At 68.0% G+C, this 22268-nt stretch carries 20 protein-coding genes; 13 read left to right on the top strand and 7 right to left on the bottom strand.

Translation table 11 applies throughout. The annotated features are described in order from the left end of the window. Positions 1-184: 184 nt before the first annotated feature. Genes ACFV4R_RS09500 through ACFV4R_RS09510 form a run of 3 tightly spaced genes read right to left on the bottom strand, consistent with a single transcriptional unit; the run spans position 185 to position 5941 of the window. Positions 185-3646 (bottom strand): ATP-binding protein, encoded by a 3462-nt coding sequence (locus ACFV4R_RS09500; RefSeq protein ID WP_377202302.1) that lies wholly within the window; start codon positions 3644-3646, stop codon positions 185-187. Continuing rightward, complete coding sequence (locus ACFV4R_RS09505; RefSeq protein ID WP_377202303.1) at positions 3643-4491, bottom strand: DUF4194 domain-containing protein; 849 nt, start codon at positions 4489-4491, stop codon at positions 3643-3645. The genes ACFV4R_RS09500 and ACFV4R_RS09505 overlap by 4 nt, the downstream gene beginning before the upstream one ends. Next, positions 4484-5941: a DUF3375 family protein gene (locus ACFV4R_RS09510; protein ID WP_377202304.1), complete on the bottom strand. Its 1458-nt coding sequence runs from the start codon at positions 5939-5941 to the stop codon at positions 4484-4486. Before ACFV4R_RS09510 ends, ACFV4R_RS09505 begins: the two co-directional genes overlap by 8 nt. A gap of 264 nt (positions 5942-6205) precedes the next feature. Between ACFV4R_RS09510 and ACFV4R_RS09515 the strand changes: the two genes are divergently transcribed. The 3 genes from ACFV4R_RS09515 (at position 6206) to ACFV4R_RS09525 (ending at position 9555) form a co-directional block, all read left to right on the top strand. Then, positions 6206-6508 (top strand): hypothetical protein, encoded by a 303-nt coding sequence (locus tag ACFV4R_RS09515; protein ID WP_377202305.1) that lies wholly within the window; start codon positions 6206-6208, stop codon positions 6506-6508. Positions 6509-6569: 61 nt separating this feature from the next. Next, positions 6570-8570 carry an acyl-CoA dehydrogenase family protein gene (locus tag ACFV4R_RS09520; RefSeq protein WP_377202306.1) on the top strand — a complete coding sequence of 667 codons (2001 nt, stop codon included), beginning with the start codon at positions 6570-6572 and terminating at the stop codon, positions 8568-8570. 64 nt (positions 8571-8634) lie between these two features. Further along, a complete protein-coding gene (locus ACFV4R_RS09525; protein ID WP_377202307.1) occupies positions 8635-9555 on the top strand; it encodes a TIGR04086 family membrane protein in 921 nt (306 codons plus the stop codon). On the opposite strand, the gene ACFV4R_RS09530 is transcribed toward ACFV4R_RS09525, so the two are convergent. Next, complete coding sequence (locus ACFV4R_RS09530; RefSeq protein WP_377202308.1) at positions 9556-9954, bottom strand: YchJ family protein; 399 nt, start codon at positions 9952-9954, stop codon at positions 9556-9558. A gap of 164 nt (positions 9955-10118) precedes the next feature. On the opposite strand from ACFV4R_RS09530, the gene ACFV4R_RS09535 reads away from it, so the two are divergent. The 6 genes from ACFV4R_RS09535 to ACFV4R_RS09560 all read left to right on the top strand — a co-directional run bounded on the left by ACFV4R_RS09535 (position 10119) and on the right by ACFV4R_RS09560 (position 15995). Beyond that, positions 10119-10865 (top strand): hypothetical protein, encoded by a 747-nt coding sequence (locus tag ACFV4R_RS09535; RefSeq protein WP_377202309.1) that lies wholly within the window; start codon positions 10119-10121, stop codon positions 10863-10865. A gap of 27 nt (positions 10866-10892) precedes the next feature. Beyond that, positions 10893-11897, top strand: a complete 1005-nt coding sequence (locus ACFV4R_RS09540) for an aldo/keto reductase family protein (RefSeq protein ID WP_377202310.1) — start codon at positions 10893-10895, stop codon at positions 11895-11897. Positions 11898-11901: 4 nt separating this feature from the next. After that, positions 11902-12756: an SDR family oxidoreductase gene (locus tag ACFV4R_RS09545; protein WP_377202311.1), complete on the top strand. Its 855-nt coding sequence runs from the start codon at positions 11902-11904 to the stop codon at positions 12754-12756. Positions 12757-12857: 101 nt separating this feature from the next. Beyond that, complete coding sequence (locus tag ACFV4R_RS09550; protein WP_377202312.1) at positions 12858-13976, top strand: sulfite oxidase; 1119 nt, start codon at positions 12858-12860, stop codon at positions 13974-13976. A 40-nt stretch (positions 13977-14016) separates the two neighbouring features. After that, positions 14017-14400 carry an RNA-binding S4 domain-containing protein gene (locus ACFV4R_RS09555; RefSeq protein WP_056078390.1) on the top strand — a complete coding sequence of 128 codons (384 nt, stop codon included), beginning with the start codon at positions 14017-14019 and terminating at the stop codon, positions 14398-14400. Positions 14401-14468: 68 nt separating this feature from the next. Then, positions 14469-15995 (top strand): amidohydrolase, encoded by a 1527-nt coding sequence (locus tag ACFV4R_RS09560; RefSeq protein WP_377202313.1) that lies wholly within the window; start codon positions 14469-14471, stop codon positions 15993-15995. Between the two features lie 29 nt (positions 15996-16024). Here ACFV4R_RS09560 and ACFV4R_RS09565 read toward each other — a convergent pair whose 3' ends face one another. After that, positions 16025-16537 (bottom strand): hypothetical protein, encoded by a 513-nt coding sequence (locus ACFV4R_RS09565; RefSeq protein ID WP_377202314.1) that lies wholly within the window; start codon positions 16535-16537, stop codon positions 16025-16027. Positions 16538-16682: 145 nt separating this feature from the next. Between ACFV4R_RS09565 and ACFV4R_RS09570 the strand changes: the two genes are divergently transcribed. Continuing rightward, a complete protein-coding gene (locus ACFV4R_RS09570; protein WP_377202315.1) occupies positions 16683-17300 on the top strand; it encodes a uracil-DNA glycosylase in 618 nt (205 codons plus the stop codon). A gap of 44 nt (positions 17301-17344) precedes the next feature. Here ACFV4R_RS09570 and ACFV4R_RS09575 read toward each other — a convergent pair whose 3' ends face one another. After that, positions 17345-18601 carry a type II toxin-antitoxin system HipA family toxin gene (locus tag ACFV4R_RS09575; protein WP_377202316.1) on the bottom strand — a complete coding sequence of 419 codons (1257 nt, stop codon included), beginning with the start codon at positions 18599-18601 and terminating at the stop codon, positions 17345-17347. Beyond that, positions 18598-18861 (bottom strand): helix-turn-helix transcriptional regulator, encoded by a 264-nt coding sequence (locus ACFV4R_RS09580; protein WP_377202317.1) that lies wholly within the window; start codon positions 18859-18861, stop codon positions 18598-18600. Before ACFV4R_RS09580 ends, ACFV4R_RS09575 begins: the two co-directional genes overlap by 4 nt. A 164-nt stretch (positions 18862-19025) precedes the next feature. On the opposite strand from ACFV4R_RS09580, the gene ACFV4R_RS09585 reads away from it, so the two are divergent. Genes ACFV4R_RS09585 through ACFV4R_RS09595 form a run of 3 tightly spaced genes read left to right on the top strand, consistent with a single transcriptional unit; the run spans position 19026 to position 22257 of the window. Beyond that, positions 19026-19730 (top strand): FadR/GntR family transcriptional regulator, encoded by a 705-nt coding sequence (locus ACFV4R_RS09585; RefSeq protein WP_377202318.1) that lies wholly within the window; start codon positions 19026-19028, stop codon positions 19728-19730. A gap of 24 nt (positions 19731-19754) precedes the next feature. Then, positions 19755-20801: an asparaginase gene (locus ACFV4R_RS09590; protein ID WP_377202319.1), complete on the top strand. Its 1047-nt coding sequence runs from the start codon at positions 19755-19757 to the stop codon at positions 20799-20801. Between the two features lie 40 nt (positions 20802-20841). Beyond that, complete coding sequence (locus ACFV4R_RS09595; RefSeq protein WP_377202320.1) at positions 20842-22257, top strand: aspartate ammonia-lyase; 1416 nt, start codon at positions 20842-20844, stop codon at positions 22255-22257. The last annotated feature ends 11 nt before the right edge of the window (positions 22258-22268 follow it).

Genomic DNA, 22268 nt, shown 5'->3' on the forward strand with positions numbered 1-22268 from the left:
AGGGCGCCGTGAGTTTTTTCGAAGGCAACTGCGGGACCCAGCGTTCCGCAGCGCCTAGGGGGATCGGGATGGCGTGGTGGTGTTTTGCTCCCAAGGGTGGCACAACCAAATCGCGGCACACCAGAACCTGACGGATAAATCCATCAGTTTGTTACCCCTGTCTCGGGTTTGCGGCGGCGCACCGTCAGCGCAACACGATGTCCACCGGATTCGCTTCGGACCGCCAGGCCCCCTCGTCGCCCTCGCTGGGGCGGATCACCGGCGCGGTCAGCACGCCGGAACGGTTGGTGCGCCGGTCCCGGAGAATCTCGGTCACGGAGCCCAGGTGCCGGGACAGGTCGATCACGTTCTCGGGCGCGGCCAGCAGCAGCTGGAACCCGAACTCGTGCAGTGCCTTGATCCCGGCGCCGGCGAACTCCTCCGAGGCGAGCACGAAGGCTTCATCCATCATCACCGTGCCGTAGGTGGTGAAGCCCTGTTCGGCGATGCCCAGCTGGTAGCTGAGGGCGGCGGCCATGATGAACGCCGTAAACCGCTGCCGCTCACCACCGGACATGGAGCCGGTGTCCGCGTGCATGAACACCTCGGTCTTCTTGGCGGCCTTCTTTCCCTTGGCCGAGGGGGCGGTGACCTCGCGGTGCTCCTTGCACTGGATGAACAGGTGCCCGCGGACGTCGAGCACCTCGGCCCTCCAGCGCCGGTCCTCCGGAGCCTGCGAGCCCAGGCGCTTCACCAGCGTTTCCAGGGACTTGTAGCGTGCCGTGAGCTCGGCGTCGTCGTCCCGTTCCGCACCCGGTTCCGTCTTGGCGGGCCTGGTATGCCGGGCCTTCAGTGCGTTCTGGATGGCGTCCTTGAACTGCTTGGCGGTGGGCGGCAGGGTCTGCTTGATGTCCAGTTCCAGGAAGCTGCCCTCGTGGAAGTTCACCTGCGACAGGATGCCGTTCAGGGGCAGGATCCGGCTGGTGATGGAGCGGCGTTCCTCGTCCAGGAGGTGCAGCAGGGTGCTGAAGGATTCATGCGTGCGCTGGTTGAAGAATTGCCTGAATTCGGCTTCCTGCGCCGGCAGGCCGTCATTGACGATCGCGTGGTAGCGGGCTTCGAACTCGCTGGCCGCGCCAATGCTGGTGCCATGATCGGCGGAGATGGCGCTGCCCCATTCCCGCACAAACCCCTCGAAGATGCGGGTGAGCCGCTCCGCGGTGGCCTGTCCACGGGATTCTGCGGTGTGCAGCTCGCCCTGGAGCGCGGTCCGTACGCGGTTGGCAAGGTTGTCCAGCTCGTGCATCTCCGTCACGTCGCCGAAGTCGGCGAAGTACGGTTCCAGCGCCGTCACGGTAGCGTCCGACGGCGGCGCCCCGGCCAGGCGGTGCCGCGCGGCTTCCAGCAGCGAATCGGCAGCGGTCAGTTGCCTGTCGAGGGCCTTGTACTCGCTCTGCAGCACGGCCGCGGACTCGGTGCTGGATTGGTGCTTCTGCCGGACCTCCTCGATGGTGGCCCGCAGCGGCTCCAGGTCCGCCTGGGCTGCAAGGGCATCCTTGAGCCGCTGCTCAATGCCCGCCAGTTCATCGGCTGCGACGGCTGCCGAGACCTGGTCCCAGGGCCTGTCGTCCTCGGCGATCCGGCGGAGCGCTTCGAGCTGCCGGCTCATGCCCTGGTGGGAATCCTCCCGGCTCTGCGCCAGCTCGGCTGCCTTGGCCACTTCCTGCCGGAGGTCCTCCACCTGGCCGGCCACGAGTTCCAGCTTCGCGGCGTTGTCGAACCCCAGCACGTAGTCCTGGCGGCTGGTGAACCGGTCGTCCTTCTCCACGGTGTGGCGGTTCCGCTTGACCACACCGCCCAGGCTCAGGCCCCTGTCCAGCGCGGCGAGCTGGTCCGGGTCTTCCACGCAGGGGTAGGCGAAGTCGATGGCGATGCGTTCGCGCACCCATTCCCCGGCCTCGGCAGCCGCACCGCTGGCGAGGATGTCCAGCTTGGTGAGCAGGTCGCCGTCGCGCGCGTCCTCCACTGCCAGCGCACCGCCGGCGAGGGGCTTGGAGACGTCCACGGCCCGCAGCGCACCCCGGACGTTGTGGTCATTGAGGTAGCGGGTGACGGCACCAAAATGTTCGCCCGGGACCAGCAGCGTGGTGGCCAGGTTGCGGAGCGCACGCTCAGCCGCCGGCCGCCACCGCTCCTCCCCTTCGGCCAGGTCCATCAGCTCACCGGCGAACGGCATCCTGTCCTCCGGGATGCCGGTGGCCGCGGCAATGGCGGCACGGTTTTCAATGCTCGACGGCGGCAGCAGGGATTTTCGCGTCTTCAGCGACACCAGTTCCTGCTCAGCCGCGGCCAGTTCGCGCTTGCGGCTGGCGTGGGCGTCGAACGCCTCGAACCGCAGCTCCTGCAGCGCCTGCGAATCGTCCTTCAGTTCCGCGGATCGGGCGGCGGCCTGCTCGTGTGCCTGCTCCCAGCCCGCGGCCGTCCACTCAAGCTGCAGCCCGGCGTCGGACAATGCCTGCTGGGCAGCCTGCTCCACCTGCCTGCGCAGGCGCAGCCCCACCCTGGCGTTCTCCAGCGACTGCTCGATGGCGGAAATCGCGTTGCCGCCCTGGCTGTTGTAGTCGGTTTCCAGCTGCCGCAGGTCCTTGGCCAGGCCGTCGCGGACCGAACGCTCGGCGCCGAGCTCCTTGGCTTTGGCCTGCGCCAGTTCCTTGAACCGGGCCAGGATCTTCTGCTGGACGGTGACGGCGAGCCGCTGCCTGTACGACTCGAATTCGCCGCCGGCCAGCTCCCGGAGCCGGTTGGCGTCCAGGAGCGACTGGGCGTACTCGCGGTTCAGCCCCGGAACCGGCGCCAACTGGTCGCGCTGCTGCCGGACGTCTTCGAGGCGCTGGCGGATGGACATCAGGTTGCTGAACTCTTCCACCACGTCGTCAGCCGCCGTCAGTGTTGCCGGGGCGTCCAGCACCTGGTCGCGGAAGAACGTGTTGACGCTGCCGCCCAGGCCTTTGCCCGCCTGGATGACCCGAAGCAGCGGAAGCGCCTGGTCCGAGCTGATGCCCAGCAGGCGCCGGAACCGCTCGGCGAAGGCCTTGTGGACATCGAACACCTGGGCGTGCGGGAAAATCGTTTCCAGCGCGCCTTTCGTGAACCGCTTGTCCGCGATGCCTTCGATCGCATCGAGGTCCAGCGGAACATTGTCGATCAGGTAGAACCGGCCCACGCTGGATTCCGTGCCGTTCTTCGGCAGGTCGAACAGTGCCGAGACGGTCACCCGGGTGCCCGCAGCGTTGTCGAACGTCAGCCCGACGGCGGACCAGGTGGCACCCGGGCGCTGGAAGGCACTTGCCGAGCCCTCGCCCACGGCCTTGTCGCCCACCTTGCCGCGCATGTACGTGAACGTGGTGCGCTTGTCCTCCACAGCACCGCCGGACCGCTGGGCGGCGGCCTCGTTGGACCGCGGCCTCGCATCGAAGACGCGCAGCATGGCGTCGAAGAGGGTGGACTTTCCCACGCCGGAGTTACCGGTCAGCAGGGTTCCGTTCCGGTCCACGCGCATGGTGTGCGCGCCGTGGAACGTGCCCCAGTTGACCACCTGGACCAGCGCCAGCCGCATCTGGCCGGGGTTCGTCTCTTCCCCCAGCGGGAGCATGCTCGGAATGGTCACTTCGCTGCCTCTGTGTCGTCGGTGTCGTCGTCCCCGTTATCGGCGGGCTCAGCCACCGGATCTGCTTCGAGGTCCAGGAGGGGTTCGGTTCCGGACTGGTCCGTTGACGCGGCCACCAGGGCTTCGATGTGGGCCGGGATGTCTCCGATGTTCTCGAACGGCAGTGCCAGGGGCAGGGCGTTGGAGATGGTGTACACGTCGTCAAGGCCCGTGGGCAGCAGGAGCTGGCGGGCCAGGAGCTTGGTGATCGCACGGGTGACCACGTCCGAGTCGCGGAGGGCGTCCTGCTGGCCGGACGGTTGGTAGTGCGCCACCAGGTCCGTGATTTCCTCGCGGGTGATGGTGGGGTCAGTCTGGGCGGTGACGTGCCGGTCCAGCAGGAGCCGCAACCGGAGCAGCACGATGGTTTCCACCCGGCTGAGGGCCCGCTGTTGACGCAGGATGCTGGACCGGGCGCTGCCGCCGATCACGTCCGGATCCACCGGGCGCAGGACGGCGATTTTCCGTTCATGGTCCAGCTGCATGCTGAGGAACAGCTCCGAAAGGCGGCTGCGCAGGATCACCTGGTTGTCCAGGAGGACCGTCCACAGCTTCTCGTCCCGGCCGCCATCAATGTACGGGCCCTTGAGGAGCTTCACCAGCGCCTGCCGGACCTTCATGTTCAGCACCCCGGTGTCGCCGGGGAACAGCGCGGCTCCGTCCACGAAGGTGTCGCGGGGCGAGACTGCTGCGGTGACGTGGCTGGCCGGCATCGGAGCGTCCGCGGTTTCGACGGGCTCAACCACCGGCTCGGGGGTTTCGCTCCCCACCTGCTCAGCTGCCGGCGTCGTGATCTCTTCAGTCATCTGAATCCTTTGCGAGCGTGACCACCGGGAGGTAGGCCCTGCGGATGGAGCCGTCTATTTGTTCGAAGTCCAGGCCCTCGAAATCGCTGCGGTTGAAGTCGGCCCCGGCGTGCAGGGCCTCCGACAGCAGGGCGCGGATGGAGTTGATGTGCTGCTCTTCCTGCGGCAGCTGCTCCCAGGCGTCGCCCAGGGTCCTGGCTCCTGCCATGGCGGCGCGGACCACCGCCGGTTTGGCCTTGCCGGTCCTCGGCGAGCGCACACGGTCCGAGTCGCTGAACGCGATGGGATCGGCAAGTTTGGGCGGTGCGGCGAATTCGTCGGGGTCGAACAGCTTCACCATGGACAGCGCCTCGAAGCCCGCGTTGTACAGGACCGGTCCGGGAACCAAGCCTGGCCGGTCGCGTTCGTACGGCAGGGACCGGATGGCGTGCTCGGCTTCGCGCAGGACCTGCCGCAGCCGGACCGACTGGCGGAAGTCGTCGCTCTGGACGTACGTGTTGAGGCTTTCGCTGAGCTTGCCGTAGATACGCTGGATCTGGCTGTGCTGCTGGCGGAGTTCGGCCACCAAGTTCTTCAGTGTTTCGCGGTCTTCCGGCGAGAGGTCGTCCGCGAACTGCCGGCCGAGGACTTCGCCGATGGCCGAGCGGAAGCGAAGCTGCTGCTGCGGATCCTCCAGGAACGCGGTGAAGGACCGGAACGTCCTGCCTTCCGGGCTCTGGCGGAGCCGCTTGTCCGCTTCCAGCACCTGCGCCATGGTGGCGCCTTTGGTCAGCGACTCCTCGATGATCTGGTTGCGGAGGCCGCCCACCAGTTCCTCGATCCGGTCGCGCATCTTCTTGTAGTCGGCGGGCAGGCTGGCGGCCAGGTCCAGGATGTTGCCCGCGGCCTCCACGGCTTGGTCGTCATCGAGCAGGCCGTCGAACTCGCCGCTGCTGATGTCCTCGATCAGCTGTTGCCGCTCGCCGATTTCCTCCTCAAGGGCCTCAAGCCGGGCGCTCTGGTCCGGGTTGGTCTCATTGGCGAGCTTCTCGACATCGCCTAGCAGCGTACCCAGCCGGGACCCGTTGAGGGTGGACCGTTCGCTGGAGAGGCTGTCCAGGAAGGCGAGCACGCGGGCGGCGGGTTCGGTGACTTCGTAGACGATCTGGCCCGACTGGTTCCGGCGGGTCAGGAACTGCCGGCGCGTCCACTCGTCGCCGAACGACTTGCCGTTGGCGCCGCCACCCAGCCCGGGGTCCTGCCGGCGGAGCTCCTCAAGGAAGGAGTCGACGTCGGCATGGAATTCCTCGAGCGGAAGCTGCGGCCGGGTGCGGGTGAAGGACGCCTGCAGCACCGCGATGACCCACGGCGCCGAGCGGGTGAGGGCCCACGCGGGTCCCTTGGTGAGGAGTTCGAGGTCCCGGAGCCGGGCGCTGATGGCGTCAGCGGATGACCTGGCGGAGCGGGGCACACATTCTCCTTGGGCTGTTGGCGGGGCGGGCTACGGGGTCGGACCGGAAAACGGCCAACTACAAGGTTAACGCAGCGCGTTCGGGGGGACCGCCGCAACCACTCCGTGACCTACCTGGCGGTAGGGTATCGATCCCGTATCAACAGCTGTTTCCTGCTGCCGCGCTCTGGCTCGCCGCGCGGGGCCCACCCTACAGTTTCTGCTACCGGCCTTCGCCGCTTGGCCACAGCAGATTCTCACCACAGCAACGCCGCAGGGGGACACATGCAGTTTGATTTGAGCGCTCTGGACACATCCACGTTGGTCTTCATCGGGACCCTGGCTTTTGGCGGCCTGTTGGCCGCCTTCGTCCTGGCATCGGGGCTGGTTGCGCTCCTGCTGCTGGGTACGGGAAAGCTCGCGTGGGTGGTGGTGTCCAGCACGCTCCTGGCGGTGGTCCACGGCATCAATGCCGGCTGGGACCGGCTGGTGCATCATGCAAAGAGCGTGGACGTGGCTGCGGACTTTCCGGCCCAGCCTTCCCCTAGCACCGGAACTTACCCGCGGGTAATATTGAGGGACAGCTGAAGGGTTCTCCAACCCGGCGGATCCATGGCTTCACCGGCCATTCGGGCCAAGGAGATAACCCATGACCTCCGCCACGCACAGCCCGTCCACTGACGCGCCGGCTGAAGAAACGCCCGTCCCCGCCGGCAAGATCGGCTCCGGAGTCACCGCGGATGAAGCCCGTGCCGTGGCCGAGGCCGCGCGGGAGACCGGATGGGACCGGCCCAGCTTCGCCAAAGGCCTCTACCTGGGCACCTTCGACCTCAGCCTGGTCCACCCGTGGCCCACGTCCGATTCTGCGGATGTGGAGCGTGGTGAAGCGTTCATGGCCCGGCTCACCGCATATGCCCGGACCATGGACGGCCGGGTGATCGAGCGTGCTTCACAGATTCCCGACGAATACATCCGCGGTTTGGCGGACCTGGGCGTCTTCGGCATGAAGATCCCCGAGGAATACGGCGGGCTGGGCCTCTCACTCGTGTACTACGGCCGCGCACTTGCACTGCTGGGCAGCGTCCACCCGAGCCTCGGCGCGCTCCTTTCGGCGCACCAGTCCATTGGGGTACCCGAGCCGGTCAAGGTGTTCGGCTCCCCGGAACAGAAAAAGGAGTACCTGCCGCGGTGCGCGGCCGGCGCCATCACCGCGTTCCTCCTCACCGAACCGGATGTGGGCAGCGACCCCGCCAGGCTGGGCAGCACCGCCACACCCACGGACGACGGCGAGGCCTACCTTTTGGACGGCGTGAAGCTGTGGACCACCAACGGGGTGATCGCGGAACTGGTGGTGGTGATGGCGGTGGTCCCGGCGCACACGGACGCCGACGGCACCCCGCATAAGGGCGGGATCAGCGCCTTCGTGGTGGAAATGGACTCACCCGGGATCACGGTGGAGAACCGGAACGCCTTCATGGGCCTGCGCGGGATCGAAAACGGCGTCACCCGCTTCCATCAGGTCCGGGTGCCCGCGGCCAACCGGCTTGGCCGCGAGGGGCAGGGCCTGAAGATTGCCTTGACCACCCTTAACACCGGGCGGCTCGCCCTGCCTGCGCTGTGCGTCGCCTCCGGCCGCTGGAGCCTGAAGATCGCCCGCGAATGGTCCAACGCCCGCACCCAGTGGGGGCGGCCCGTGGGCGAGCACGAAGCGGTGGGTAAGAAGATCGCCTTCATCGCGGCCTCCGCCTTCGCACTGGATGCCGTGTTCGAGCTCGCCGCCGAGCTTGCGGACGCCGGCCAGAAGGACGTGCGGATCGAGGCCGCCCTGGCCAAGCTGTGGGCCACGGAAATCAGCTGCCAGATCGCTGATGAGCTGGTCCAGATCCGTGGCGGGCGCGGTTTCGAGACCGCGGAGTCCCTGGCCGCACGCGGCGAGCGTGCAGTACCCGCCGAGCAGCAGCTGCGGGACTTGCGGATCAACAGGATCTTTGAGGGGTCCTCCGAGATCATGCGGCTGCTGATCGCGCGTGAAGCTGTCGATGCGCACCTGGCCGCCGCGGGGGACCTGGCCTCAATGGATGCGAGCCTGTCCGATAAGGCCAAGGCCGCCGTCGGCGCCTCCGGCTTCTACGCCAAGTGGCTGCCCAAGCTGGTGGCCGGCGCCGGGATGGACCCGCGCTCCTACAGCGAGTTCGGCCGGCTGGCCCGGCAGCTGCGGTTCGTGGAACGCTCCTCCCGGCGGCTCGCCCGCCAGACCTTCTATGCCATGGGCAGGTGGCAGGCGAAGCTCGAGCGCAAACAGGCCTTCCTGGGCCGCGTGGTGGACATCGGTGCTGAACTGTTCGCCATGACCGCGTGCTGCTCGCGTGCGGAGATGCTGCTGCGCACAGATCCCGGGCGGGCGGCGAGCGCCTACGAACTCGCCGAAGCCTACTGCGAGCAGGCGCGGGTGCGCGTGGACGAATACTTCGACCAGCTCTGGCGGAATACGGACGACGGCGACCACCGCCTCACGCGCAAGGTCCTCGCCGGGGATTACGCCTGGCTGGAGGAAGGGGTCCTGGACCAGTCCGAGGGCACCGGGCCGTGGATTGCCGACGCCTCCCATGGGCCCTCGGCGAAGGACAACCTGCACCGCAGATACCGGTAGAACCGCAGGTCACGGAACCGTAAGCATCCTTGCTATCGGGGTGGGGCGGTGGTTGAGTGGATCCATGAGCAGCTCAACGGACCCAGAGAACCTCCCTCCCCGGCGAGCGCGGCAGGACGGGCGCAGCGAAAACGGCCGTGCCGGTGACGCGGACAGCCAGGCCACCCGCTCCATCGACCGGACCCCGGCGGACAATGCAACGCGTCCCATCGACCGGACGTCCGCCGGAGATGCCACGCGGCCGTACTCCGAGGCGCCGGCCGCATCCGCGGAACGCGACTACCCCCAGGAGGTCTACGCCGAGCGGGCCGACACCGACCGGGATTATGCGGACCGCAGCGGATCCGCGGGGGCCACGCGGACCGCAGCTGTCCCGGCCGCAGCCGTGAACCCCAACCTGACCGACCGCGAAACCGCGATCGCCCGGGAGAAGGAGCAGTTCGGCGGCATCAAGGTGGGTTCCGCCTTCTTTGGCTGGCTGACTGCAACCGGCATGGCCGTCCTGCTCACCGCCCTGGTGGCCGCTGCCGGCACCGCCGTGGGGCTGGCCAACAACACAGATGTCAATGAAGCTGTGAACCAGGCCACCCAAAACAGCGGCACGGTGGGCCTGGTGGGCATCATTGTGCTGCTGGTGATCCTGTTTGTTTCCTATTACTCCGGCGGCTACGTGGCCGGCCGGATGGCGCGCTTCAACGGCGCCAAGCAGGGCCTCATGGTGTGGGTCTGGGCGTTGATTGCCGCCATCGCGATCGCCATCCTGGGCCTGGTGGCCGGACAGCAGTTTAACGTGCTGGCCAACCTCAACAGCTTCCCGCGGATCCCCATCAACGAGGGTGAACTGACCACCACCAGCATCATCGCCGCCGTCGTGGTGGCCGCGGTTGCGCTGGTGGGCGCCGTGCTGGGCGGGCTGGCCGGGATGCACTTCCACCGGAAGGTTGACCGGGCAGGATTCACACCGGACAGCGACTACGACGAATAGTCAGTCCAGGATGTCCCCGTCCACGTAAAACCACCGGCCGTCCGAACGGACGAACCTGCTGGCCTCATGCAGCACCCCGCGCTCACCCGTGTGCCGGTAGTGCGCCTTGAACTCCACCGTTCCCGCGGTGTCGAAAGGCCCGCCACCGCCGGTGGCTGCAATGTCCAGCCGCCGCCACTGCATGTCCGGGTCCAACTGCAGGTTCCCCGGGGCCGTGTCCGGGTGCCACGTCTGGAGCAGGTAGTCCCGGTCCAGGAGCACAAAAGCCGTGTACCGGGAGCGCATCAGTTGCTCCGCTGTGGCTGCTTCGGCCCCGCCTGAATGGAACCGGCCGCAACAGGAGGCGTACTGATCCCCGGACAGGCAGGGGCAACGGTCCTGTGCTCCGATTTTTGTCATACCGGGATGCTGTCATATCCGGTAACGGCTTTGCTACAACCCCGCGGACGGCCGCCGCGCCGGGGGCACGGCGGCGCAAAAATCCGTAAGGTGGATACGAAGCTGCTGCCGTTCGTGGGGGCGCCGCCGCGGGCCCAGCTGAAGGCAGAGAGGAGAGATGACACGTGGAAAATCCGGACACGCTCGTCCTCAACCTCACCTTTTTGGGCACGGTGGGCGTCGCCTTCCTGATCTTCTTCATCCTCTTCCTCCTGGGCGTCATCACCCTGCTCCTCGCTGGTGTGGGCCGGCTGGCCGCCGTCGTCATGATGCGGCTGTTCGGCAAAGGCAAACGGAAGGACGGGATGCCCCTGGTCCAGCTGTACGGCACCCGCCTTGCCGAGCCCGGTTCCGAGTCCGGCGACGGCGCTCCGGCAGGATCCGCGTCCGCACCGCGGGGCTGGCCTGCGGCACTCAAGCCAGCGCGCATGAAGTCCGCTTTCGCGAAGTCCGCCCTGGCGAAATCGGCGCTGGGCGCCGCCGTCGTCCGTAAATCCCCAACCCGCCGCGAACAACCTGTCCTGGCCGAGGACTGGGCCTCCGCCGTAGCCGAAGCCGACGCCCGCGCCACGGCCCGGGAGCGCGCCGCGAACCCTGAAATCAAGCTCTCCGTGCGGGACCTCCCGGATCCCGGCGTTCCGGCGGAGAAAGTGGAGTCTGTGGCGCCGCTCGTGGAATCAGCACTGCACAACCACCGCCCCGTCCGCGAAGTCCCGCATTCCTTCACGAAGCCACAGGCTCCGCAGGTGCTGCCGCCGCTGGACACCGGATCGTTGGTGTCCCTTTCCGCCCAGCAGGTACTCAAGCATGGCCAGGAGCAGAAGCGGACGGAATCCGACGCCGCACGGAACGGCGGACGGCCCTTACCCTGAGCAACCATCTCCGCTAGCGTGAAGCCCATGGAATTCAGATACCTCGGAAACAGCGGTTTCAAAGTCTCGGAAATCACGTTCGGCAACTGGTTGACGCACGGCTCCCAGGTGGAGAATGACGTCGCCTCCCAGTGCGTGCGCGCCGCCCTCGACGCCGGCATCAGCACCTTCGACACCGCCGACGTGTACGCCAACACCGCGGCGGAGACGGTCCTGGGCGAGGCCCTCAAGGGCGAGCGCCGCGAATCGCTGGAGATCTTCACGAAGGTCTTCGGCCCCACCGGCCCCAAGGGCAAGAACGATCTTGGCCTGTCCCGCAAACACATCATGGATTCCGTCAACGGCTCGCTGCGCCGGCTGCAGACGGACTACATCGACCTCTACCAGGCCCACCGGTACGACTTCGAAACGCCGCTCGAGGAAACCATGCAGGCGTTCGCGGACATCGTCCGCCAGGGCAAGGCACTCTACATCGGCGTCAGCGAGTGGACCGCGGACCAGCTCCGGGAGGGGCACAAGCTGTCACGGGAACTGGGTTTCCAGCTGATCTCCAACCAGCCGCAGTACTCCATGCTCTGGCGCGTCATCGAAGCCGAGGTGGTACCGGCGTCGGAGGAACTGGGCGTGTCCCAGATCGTCTGGTCACCCATGGCGCAGGGTGTCCTGAGCGGCAAGTACCTGCCCGGCCAGCCCGCGCCTGAGGGCAGCCGCGCCACCGACGAAAAGGGCGGCGCCAAGATGATTTCGCGGTGGATGCGCGACGACGTCCTGCAGGGTGTGCAGGACCTCAAGCCTGTCGCCGAGGAGGCAGGCCTGTCCATGCCGCAGCTGGCTGTCGCATGGGTGCTGCAGAACCCCAACGTGGCGTCCGCCATTGTGGGCGCCTCCCGGCCGGAGCAGATCGCCGATAGCGTGGCTGCCGCCGGTGTGAGGCTGGAACCGGACGTGCTGAAGAAGATCGACGACGCCATCGGCGCACTTGCCGAACGCGACCCCGCCCAGACCAAGTCACCCGCCACGCGGGAAGCCTAGGCGCATGGCGGCGGACCTGCCGGGCCTTGCGGTCACCGGCGCTACCGGCGGGCTGGGCGGCATGGTGGCCCGGGAGCTTGCGGGCGCCGGCTTCGCCCAGCGGCTGCTGGTGCGGGACCCGTCCCGCGCGCCCGACCTGGAGCAGGCGGCCGCGGCCGTGTGCAGCTACGGGGACGCGGATGCCGCCCGGAGGGCCCTTGAGGGGGTCCGGGTGCTGTTCATGGTGTCCGCCGCCGAGGCGGAGGACCGGTTGCAGCAGCACTTTGCGTTCGTGGATGCCGCGGCCGGCTCCGGGGTGGAGCACGTGGTGTACACGTCCTTTTACGGGGCGGCCCCGGATGCCACGTTCACGCTGGCCCGGGACCATTACGCCACCGAAGAACGGATCCGGTCCTCCGGGATGGATTACACGTTCCTGCGGGACAACTTCTACCTGGACTTCCTGCCCCTGATGACCGATGACCAGGGGGTAATCAGGGGCCCGGCCGGTGACGGCGTGTTTTCCGGAGTTGCCCGGGAGGACATTGCGCGCAGTGCGGTTGCAGTGCTGCGCGACCCCGCCATCCACAATGGCAAGACCTACCAGCTCACCGGCCCCGAAGAGCTCACCATGGCACGGGCTGCGGAGATCATCAGCGAAGGCACGGGCAGGAACGTCACCTACCAGGCGGAGACGCTGGAGGAAGCCTACGCGTCGCGGGCACCCTACAACGCACCAAAATGGCAGGTGGATGCCTGGGTCAGCACCTACACCGCCATGGCGGCCGGCGAGATGGCGGGCGTTTCCCCCGACATACACGGCCTGACCGGCAGGGACCCCATCAGCTTGGCGGAGTTCCTGACCCGGCCCGTGCTGTAGCTGTTCTTGCGTCTTTAGGGCGTTGACGGGCGCGCGGGGCGGGCGTAAACCAGAGGCAAAGGGAGCACCGCCCCGCCGTCCGCCCACAGAATCGCAGCGCCATGACGCAGACCCAAGCCAACCTGCAGTCCACCCAGGCGGAAACCCCGGAGGGCACGGTGCCCTCCGGGCCCACCACCGGCCCGCTGACCGCGGAGGAACTCCAACTTTCGGCCCGCAACCACTCCATGCCGCTGGAGGCGCTGCGCCGTGATGTCACGCCACCGGGCCTGCACTATGTCCTCACGCACTTCGATATTCCGGACATCGATGCGGCGTCCTGGCACCTGCTGATCGGCGGGGCGGTGGAACGGTCCCTGGAACTGGGCATGGCGGCCCTGCACAAGGACCCGGCCATCACCGTTCCCGTGACGCTTGAGTGCGCCGGCAACGGACGGTCCCTGCTCAGTCCCCGCCCCGTCAGCCAGCCCTGGGTCCTCGAAGCCGTGGGGACGGCGAACTGGACGGGTGTCCCGCTCGCCTACCTGCTGGGGAAAGCGGGCGTCCTGCCCAGCGCCCGGGAAGTCGTCTTTACCGGTGCCGATGCCGGGATCCAGGGCGGCGTCCGCCAGCGGTACGCACGCAGCCTGCCGATCCGCGAGGCCATGCGGGCCGACATCGTGCTTGCGTACGCGATGAACGGCCACGAGCTCCCGCCCCAGCACGGCTACCCCCTGCGCCTTGTGGTGCCCGGCTGGTACGGCATGGCCAGCGTGAAGTGGCTGGAGTCCATCGAAGTGGTCACCACCCCCTTTACGGGCTATCAGCAGCACATCGCCTACCGCTACCAGGATTCCGCGGACGACGCCGGCACGCCGGTTTCGCGCATCAGGGTACGTTCGCTGATGGTTCCGCCGGGCATTCCGGACTTCCTCACACGGAACCGGACCCTGGCCGCCGGCCCTGTCCTGCTGCAGGGCAGGGCGTGGTCCGGGGAGGGTGCGGTGACCGGCGTGGAAATCGGCATCGACGGGGCCTGGCTGCCGGCGCAGCTCGAGAAGCCGCTTGGCGGATTCGCGTGGCGGAAGTGGAACCTGCCGTGGGTGGCCGAGCCCGGCGAACACGTGCTGTCCTGCCGCGCCACCGATGCCACCGGCGCCACCCAGCCACTGGATCAGAACTGGAACTACCAGGGCATGGCCAACAACTTGGTGCAGCAGGTCCGGGTGACGGTCGCCTAGGGCTGGGGCCCGGGCGCCGGGGCTATACTCGGTGCCAACCATGACGAGCCTTCCCTCCTCCCCCGCCAGCGCCCGCATCGACGCGTGGCTGTGGGCCATCCGCGCCTACAAGACGCGTTCAGCCGCCACCGCGGCCTGCCGCGCCGGCCACGTCCGCCTCAACGGAACACCGGCCAAGGCATCGGCCACCCTCGTCACGGGCGATACGGTGACCGTCCGGATGCCCGGCTACGAACGGATCCTCGAGGTCCGCCGCCTGATCGTCAAACGCGTCGGTGCCGAAGTGGCGTCGCACTGCTTCACCGACCACACCCCGCCACGGCCCGTGGCCCCCGCGCTGGGCATCCCGCAGCGGGACCGGGGCACCGGCCGGCCCACGAAGAAGGACCGCCGGGAGATGGACCGCCTCCGCGGGTCCGCGTGACGTGCCGTGGGCAGTGACCAGATCCCGTGGCTGCAGCACGGTGACACCAACCCAGTGACGGCAACACGGTGACGGCGGCTGCTGCGGACCTCGTCCTGGCCTCCGTACGCCGCCCCGGCTCGAAGGCACCCCTCGATGTGCACCTCCGCGGCGGGGTGGTGGCGGGGATCAGCCCGGCGGGGACGCTGGCGCACAAGGCCCGGCCACTACGGACTGTTGACTGCGCCGGCCGGTTCCTCATCCCGGGCCTGTGGGACGAACATGTCCATTTCACCCAATGGGCCCTTCACGCGAACCGGCTTGACCTCGCCGCAGTGACGTCCGCGCGGGAGGCCGCCGCCGCCGTCGGGCGCTTCATTGCCGCGGATACCGCTGGCGCGGAGGGGAGCGGACCCGGCCACCCGATCACCGCTGTGGGGGTGGGCTTCCGTGATGCCCTCTGGCCGGATGCGCCCACGTTGGCCATGCTCGATGCCGCCGCCGGGGAACGGCCGGCCGCGCTCATCAGCCACGACCTGCACTGCGTGTGGGTGAATACGGCTGCCGCCCGCCGCTACGCGCTCCAGGTGGACGCTTCGGGGCTGCTCCGCGAGGAACCTGCCTTCCTCCTGACCCGCGAGCTGGGCCGGTTGCCGGATGCCGTGGTGGACGGCTGGGTCAGCCAGGCCGCCCGGAGTGCCGCCGCCAGGGGCGTGGTGGGTGTGGTGGATTTTGAGATGACGTGGAACCGCGATCCGTGGCTGCGGCGGATGGCCGCCGGTTTCGACAGCCTGCGCGTGGAGGCCGGCGTGTACCCGGCGGACCTGGAACGGGCTGCGGCGGAAGGCCTGCGGACGGGCCGGGAGGTTTCCGGCGGCAATGGCCTGCTGCGCACCGGCCCGCTGAAGATCCTGATTGACGGGTCCCTGAACACCCGGACCGCATACTGCGTGGATCCGTATCCGTTTGGCGGGCACGGCCTGCTGACCGTTCCCGTTGACGAGTTGCGTGCCCTGCTGCGGCGGGCGCGGGACACCGGGTTCGTCCCGGCAGTCCACGCCATCGGTGATGCCGCCAACCGGGTGGCCCTGGACGCGTTCGGGCATGCAGGCACAGGTGGCCGGATCGAGCATGCCCAGTTTGTCCTGCGGGAGGACTTTGCCCGTTTCACAGCCCTGGGCGTGGTGGCCAGTGTGCAGCCGGTGCATGCGCTCGACGACCGGGACGCCGCGGAAGCCAACTGGCGCGGGCGGACAGACCGGGCCTTTCCGCTGCGGTCGCTCCTGGACGCCGGTGCCACGCTGGCGCTGGGATCGGATGCGCCGGTGGCTCCGCTCGATCCCTGGACAGCGGTGTCGGCTGCCACCACCCGGTCTTCCTTCGACGGCCGCGATCCCTGGCAGCCGCAGGAAGCCATCACCCGCGAACAGGCGCTGGCCGCCTCCACCCGGGGCCGCGGCACCGTGCAGGTGGGCAGCCCGGCCGACCTTGTGCTTCTTGACGCCGACCCTTTGGCGGTTCCGGACTCCGGGCTGGCTGCCATGCCCGTCGCGGCAACGCTGGTGGGCGGGCATTTCACGTACGACGCCGGATGGGCGGCTCCGCAGGACGGCTGAACCGTGACCGCCCCAGGCAGCCTTCCAGGTCAGGCGGGAGCGCTGCCGCGTGCCTGGACAAGATTGGCGAACGGCAGTTTCCCGAACTCCGCCACAAAGCCTGCATGGTAGGCGGCCTCCACCTGGTTCAGGTTCTCAGCCGGCAGCTCTTTCCAGGCCACAACCAAGTCAGCCGCCTGGGCCAGCTGCCAAATGAGCCTTCCGTCCCAGTGGCCCGGCGGTTTCCCTCGACCGAAATCAACGAATTCCTGGATCTGGCGCCTCAGTCCCCGGTTGCCCTTGCTGCCGGGGCCGGCCTTGCCGATGTAAAGGACCGATGCCGATTCGACCCACTCGGCCCGGAGCTCCGGTTCGGGGAGGGTCGGCTGCCTTTTCTTGAAGACGCCGGCGGTGCTCCTTTTCAGGAAGCGGGGCAGAAACCCTGCCGGCGCAACGACGACGAACAGCCCGGTTCCCTGCGGGATGCGCATGATGTCGAGATCGTCGATGGGCCTGAAGCCTGCGAAACCATCGGTTTTCAGGCCTTTCCTGGTGAACTGCACGCTCCTTATTGAACAGCATCGCCGACGGCGGCCACCACGGCGGCCGGACCCCGCCAGTGTTTTTCCCCTGCCCACCCCTCTGCGGAGAAGCGTAGAGTGGCATCAGACGCCTGTTTCTGGACGCCGTGCTGCTGAGGGAGAGATCGTGACGATTGATTGGGACGAAAAGAAAGCCCTGCTACAGGAACCGAACATCGCGAAGGTAACCCAGCTTTGCGAGGAACTCATGGAGAAAAAGCCGGGCTCCACCGTCCCGTACATCGATCCGGTGCACGACGAGGACGAATGCCGGATCGTCAGCCTTCAGGTCAGCCCCGGTAAGGGCACCGAATCCGGGTTCGTGTCCCACAACAATGACGATGAGGCCGCACGCCGCGCCACCCAGATTTACGAACTGGCCGAGCTGGACCCCCGCTACGTCATGCCCTGGAACGCGTACCCCTGGGTGCGGGAAAGCGGCAGCCCCTCGGCACTGAGCATCCAGGAAAAGACGGACGGCCTCCGCCCGTTCCGCCAGTTCCTCAAGATCAACTCCCGCGTCTCGGCGATCATCGCCCACGGAACCGACGCATCCACCTTCCTGACGCTGTACGAGAAGACCTACCACGCTGCCTTGAAGAACAACGGCATCAAGATCTACAAGGCCACCGCACTTGGCGGCCGGGCTTTCGCCGTTTCGGACACGAAGCAGGAAGAAATCCTGACCAAGAACGTGGAGATCTACAAGGACGCGATGCAGCGGGCAGGCATTCAGCACCTGTGAACCACCCCCGGCGGGGCATCTCGCCCGCCCAGGGCCGCGGAGACCTACCCTTCGAACAGCCGGCGGCGGTGCTTCAACTCCTTGACCCAGGCCCTGGTGACCATGTCCGGGAACGGCGACCTGCCGCCGTCGTTCTTTCCCGCCGGCGCGTTACCGGTAAAGGCGGTCCCTAGCTCAAGGTCGGCAACGAGCGGCCCCGAGGCCCTTAGCGCCAGCTCGATGACCTTGGTTGCGGCGCGCTCCGGAAGCCCGAGGCCCGCGGTCCAGCCCAGGAAGTGGCGGCGGGAGATGCCCGTCCGCTTGCCGTCGATGGCCAGGGCGAGCGTCTTGTCGCCGTAAACAACCGTGGAGGGGATGTCGTAGACGGGCGCGATCACCCAGCCGGCCCGGGGATCCTGCACCATGGACACGTTCTTCGCGTGCAGGTCGCCATTGCCAGTCAGCCAGGCGAACGCACCTTGGAGGGCAAGGTTGCGAAGGGCCGGCAGCGGCGCGGCGCAGTGCTCAGCTAGTGCCCGGCACACCTGCCCGTACCCCACGTTGTACTTGTCCGCGGGGTACAGCCCGAGCACCTGGGCTCCGTCCTCGACGGCGAGCCGCAGCACCTCGTCGGACCCGGCTCCGGCCGCCGCCTCCAGCGGCGGCACGCGGTCGAAGCGTTCCACCAGCAGGCCCGGCCGCCCGGCGACGTCCCGGATCAGCCCCACGCGGCTCAGCGGAATCCGCAGCTTGGCCGCGTAGCGGAACATGGCGAACTCGTTCTCCACCACATGCGGGAACTCGGGGGCGTTGAGCTTAAGGATGAACCGCTTCCCCTTGGCGGCCACGGGGAGCGAGATCATCCCGGCGGACAGCTTGTCCTGCACGCCGGCGAGCGCCACGGGATCGATCAGGTCCGGGTCGCCGAGGAGTTCGTCGAAATCCACCGGCTGCCGCGGGTCCAGTTCCACCGCATGCTCGTCCGGATCCAGGGGTTCGCCGTGGCCAATGATCTGGACGTCGCCCACAGGGTTCCCGCCAGCCGCGATCAGCAGGGACAGGTCGTCGTCGGCGCTGGTTTTGATGGACCGGCGCAGCGCATTCAAGCGCCGTCCTTCCGGCAGCAGGCCGGTGAAGTACGGCGGGGCGGCACCCGCGGCGGACATGACCGGTTCGGCGGTGAGGGGAAGGGAGGACGCGACGGCGGGCCCGCCGCCGGCCAGGTAGGCGGGGAGGTAGCTGAACCTCGTTCCGCCGTCGTACCGCTCCAGCCGGGCGGCCAGGATCCCTGCCTTGTAGACGTCGGCGATGCGGTGCCTCACGGCGCTTCACTCCCGGCACGGCTCGGGCCGCTCAGGGAACGCTCCGCCTGGCTGGCCCTGCCGGCAATGCGCAGTTCGAGGCCCAGCGTGTCCAGGACCGCAAGCAACGAATCCAGCTGCACGCTTGGCTTTCCCCGCTCCACGAACCGGACGAACCGCTCCGATACACCCGCCATGTCCGCCAGGTCCCGCTGGGTGAGACGCAGCGAAGTGCGCCTTGCCCGGACCTCCGTTGCAATCAGGTTCATTGCTGACGTCATGCGTACCTCCTGAGGCACGATCGTGCCGGTTAGGGTCAATGTAGCAGTACTGGTGATGCGGCGGTAGAGCCCAGTCCGGCAATACGGCACGTTCGTGCCGGTCGTCCCAAGCCGGTGGAAAGTGGGGCTTGACACCTACGTGTGACCGGTGCCATATTTTAAGCGTGAACCTGTCAGACAGCCGGACAGCAGGACAGCCTGCGTTCCCCCTCGCGCGGCTCAGCGCCGCCGAAGCGGTCTTCAACGCGATCCGCGTGGACATCGAATCCGGCCTGGTTCCCGTGGGCAGCAAACTCAGCTCCGAGGCCACACTCGCCCAGCAGTACGGCGTGAGCCGCTCCGTCATCCGGGAGGCGCTCCGCTCCTGCACCGCCCTGGGCCTGACGGTCACCAAGACCGGCAAAGGCACGTTCGTGGTGGCCAACAAGGTGGCCAACGACCTGACGCTGGGGCAGTACTCCGCCCGCGACCTGACCGAGGCCCGCCCGCACATCGAAATCCCCGCCGCCGGCCTGGCCGCCGAGCGGCGCACCGACGACGAGCTGGACACCCTCCGCCAGATCATGGCCGCCATGGCCACCGAAACCGACCCCGAATCCTGGGTGGCGCTGGACTCCACCTTCCACGCCGCCATTGCCCGCGCCAGCGGGAACAAGGTCTTCGAAAGCGTCGTGGCCGATATCCGCGACGCCCTGGCCCACCAGTCGGAGACCCTGAACATGGTGGCTGACCGCCAGCACGCCTCGGACATCGAACACCAGCACATCCTCGCCGCCATCGAGGCCGGATCCGCCGGGGACGCGCGGACCGCCATGGCCCGCCACCTGGAAGCCGTGGGCCACGCCCTCGATTCCATCCTCAACAAATAACCCACCAGCAACCCCAAGGACACCATGCCCTCCCCCGCGTTTTCCGCTGCCCGCACCCCTGCCCCGGACCACCTGGCCCTGCCGCAGCACGCTCCCCTGGTGGCGGCCGTCCGCAGCGGCCTCGTGGAAAGCGTCCATTACGGATCGGCCCTCGCCCTGCGCAGGGACGGCTCCACCGCCGCAACCGCCGGCAACCCGGAGGCCCCCTTCTACCCGCGCTCCTCGCTCAAGCCGCTCCAGGCCGTGGCCATGGTCCGGGCCGGGCTGGACCTCCCGGCAGACCTCCTGGCCCTGGCCGCCGCCAGCCACTCCGGCGACAGCCGCCACCGCGACGGCGCCCTCCGCATCCTGGAACAGCACGGCCTCAGCGCCACCGACCTCGAAAACAGCACGGACCTCCCCTACGGCACGGCCGAACGCGAAGAATGGCTGCGGAACGGCGGCGAAACCACCCAGCTCACCCAGAACTGCTCCGGCAAGCACGCCGCCATGGCCGCCACCTGCGCCATCAACGGCTGGCCGGTCCGCGACTACCTTGAGCCGTCCCACCCGCTCCAGCAGCTCGTTGCCGCCACCGTCACCGAACTGACCGGCGAAGAACCCGCTGCCATCAGCACCGACGGCTGCGGAACCCCGCTGTTCGCCCTCACCCTCCGCGGCATGGCCCGCGCCTTCGGCCTCATTGCGCGCGCCGCCGGCCAGGCCGAGGGAACCCCCGACGACGGCGGGCCCGCTTCCCGAAGCGCGGAAGCCGCCGTCGGGCTCGCCATGCAGCAGCACCCCCACATGGTGGCCGGCGAGCGACGCGACGTCACCGAGCTCATGCGCCTGGTGCCGGGTGCCGTGGCCAAGGACGGCTTCGAAGGCGTCCAGCTGGTGGGCCTGGCCGACGGCAGTGCAGCGGCCGTAAAGATTTCCGACGGCGGCGACCGCGCCAGGATGCCGGCCACGGTCCGGCTCCTCGACGCGCTGGGACTTGACACCGGCCCACTGGCCCCCATCGCCACCGCACCCGTGCTGGGCGGCGGCCACGAAGTGGGCCGGCTGCAGGCCACCGACTTCCTCAACTAATTTCTGTCCGAACCAGACAACGAAGCCCGTAAGGACCCCCATGACCATCACACCAACCGCCGAAAACTTCCGGTCCGAACACGACCTGCTGGGTGACCGCGACGTCCCCGCGGAGGCATACTGGGGCGTGCACACCCTGCGCGCCGTGGAGAACTTCCCCATCACCGGCCAGCCGCTCTCCTCCAACATGCACCTGGTCCGTGGCCTGGCAGCGGTCAAGCTCGCCGCCGCCCGCACCAACCGGGACCTTGGCCTGCTGGATGCCGAACGCACCGCCGCCATCGAGCAGGCCTGCCAGGACATCCTGGACGGCAAGCTTGGTGAGCAGTTCGTGGTGGACGTCATCCAGGGCGGTGCCGGAACGTCGTCGAACATGAACGCCAACGAGGTCATCGCCAACCGCGCCCTGGAAATCCTTGGCCATCCCAAGGGTGAATACGCGCGGCTGCACCCCAACGATCACGTCAACCTCAGCCAGTCCACCAACGACGTTTACCCCACCGCGGTGAAGCTGGGCACCATCTTCGCCGCCCGGGAACTCCTGGACGCCCTGGCCGAGCTGGAAGAGGCCTGCGCCGCCAAGGCCCTGGAGTTCCGCACCGTGGTGAAGATGGGCCGCACCCAGCTCCAGGACGCAGTCCCCATGACCCTGGGCCAGGAGTTCGGCACCTACGCCGTCACCATCGGCGAAGACCGGCTGCGCCTGGCAGAAGCCGAACTCCTGATCCACGAAATCAACCTGGGCGCCACCGCCATCGGCACCGGCCTCAACGCACCGGCCGGCTACGCCGACGCCGCCTGCCGGCACCTGGCCGAGGTCACCGGCCTGCCGCTGGTCACCGCCGTCGACCTCATCGAAGCCACCCAGGACGTGGGCGCATTCGTGCACCTCTCCGGCGTGCTCAAGCGGGTAGCCGTCAAGCTCTCCAAGATCTGCAACGACCTCCGCCTGCTGTCCTCCGGCCCGCGCGCCGGCCTGGGCGAAATCAACCTTCCGGCCGTCCAGTCCGGTTCCTCCATCATGCCCGGCAAGATCAACCCGGTGATCCCGGAAGTGGTCTCCCAGGTGGCCTACGAAGTGATCGGCAACGATGTCACCATCACCATGGCCGCCGAAGCCGGGCAGCTTCAGCTCAACGCGTTCGAACCCATCATTGTCCACAGCCTCCACAAGAGCATCTCCCACCTCGAAGCAGCCTGCCGCACCCTGACGGCGCGCTGCATCCGTGGAATCACTGCCAACACCGAACACCTGCGGCTCACGGTGGAGCAATCCATCGGCCTGGTCACCGCCCTGAACCCCCACCTGGGCTACGCCACGGCCACCGCCATCGCGCAGGAAGCCCTCGCCACCGGCAAGGGTGTGGCCGAACTGGTCCTGGAACACGGACTGCTCACAGCCACCCAACTGCAGGAACTCCTGAGCCCGGAACGGCTCGCCAACCTCAGCAAGTAAAGTCCCCAACT

Origin of the sequence: Pseudarthrobacter sp. NPDC059871, from assembly GCF_042731175.1 — a bacterium.
In the GTDB taxonomy this organism is placed as follows: Bacteria; Actinomycetota; Actinomycetes; order Actinomycetales; family Micrococcaceae; genus Arthrobacter.

What these genes read in the sequence shown, in the direction of transcription:
- ACFV4R_RS09545 (WP_377202311.1), top strand. Translation starts at nt 11,902, where the DNA reads ATGGCGGCGGACCTGCCGGGCCTTGCGGTCACCGGCGCTACCGGCGGG.
- ACFV4R_RS09580 (WP_377202317.1), bottom strand. Translation starts at nt 18,861, where the DNA reads ATGACGTCAGCAATGAACCTGATTGCAACGGAGGTCCGGGCAAGGCGC.
- ACFV4R_RS09555 (WP_056078390.1), top strand. Translation starts at nt 14,017, where the DNA reads ATGACGAGCCTTCCCTCCTCCCCCGCCAGCGCCCGCATCGACGCGTGG.
- ACFV4R_RS09520 (WP_377202306.1), top strand. Translation starts at nt 6,570, where the DNA reads ATGACCTCCGCCACGCACAGCCCGTCCACTGACGCGCCGGCTGAAGAA.
- ACFV4R_RS09595 (WP_377202320.1), top strand. Translation starts at nt 20,842, where the DNA reads ATGACCATCACACCAACCGCCGAAAACTTCCGGTCCGAACACGACCTG.
- ACFV4R_RS09515 (WP_377202305.1), top strand. Translation starts at nt 6,206, where the DNA reads ATGCAGTTTGATTTGAGCGCTCTGGACACATCCACGTTGGTCTTCATC.
- ACFV4R_RS09550 (WP_377202312.1), top strand. Translation starts at nt 12,858, where the DNA reads ATGACGCAGACCCAAGCCAACCTGCAGTCCACCCAGGCGGAAACCCCG.
- ACFV4R_RS09590 (WP_377202319.1), top strand. Translation starts at nt 19,755, where the DNA reads ATGCCCTCCCCCGCGTTTTCCGCTGCCCGCACCCCTGCCCCGGACCAC.
- ACFV4R_RS09525 (WP_377202307.1), top strand. Translation starts at nt 8,635, where the DNA reads ATGAGCAGCTCAACGGACCCAGAGAACCTCCCTCCCCGGCGAGCGCGG.
- ACFV4R_RS09540 (WP_377202310.1), top strand. Translation starts at nt 10,893, where the DNA reads ATGGAATTCAGATACCTCGGAAACAGCGGTTTCAAAGTCTCGGAAATC.
- ACFV4R_RS09505 (WP_377202303.1), bottom strand. Translation starts at nt 4,491, where the DNA reads ATGACTGAAGAGATCACGACGCCGGCAGCTGAGCAGGTGGGGAGCGAA.
- ACFV4R_RS09530 (WP_377202308.1), bottom strand. Translation starts at nt 9,954, where the DNA reads ATGACAAAAATCGGAGCACAGGACCGTTGCCCCTGCCTGTCCGGGGAT.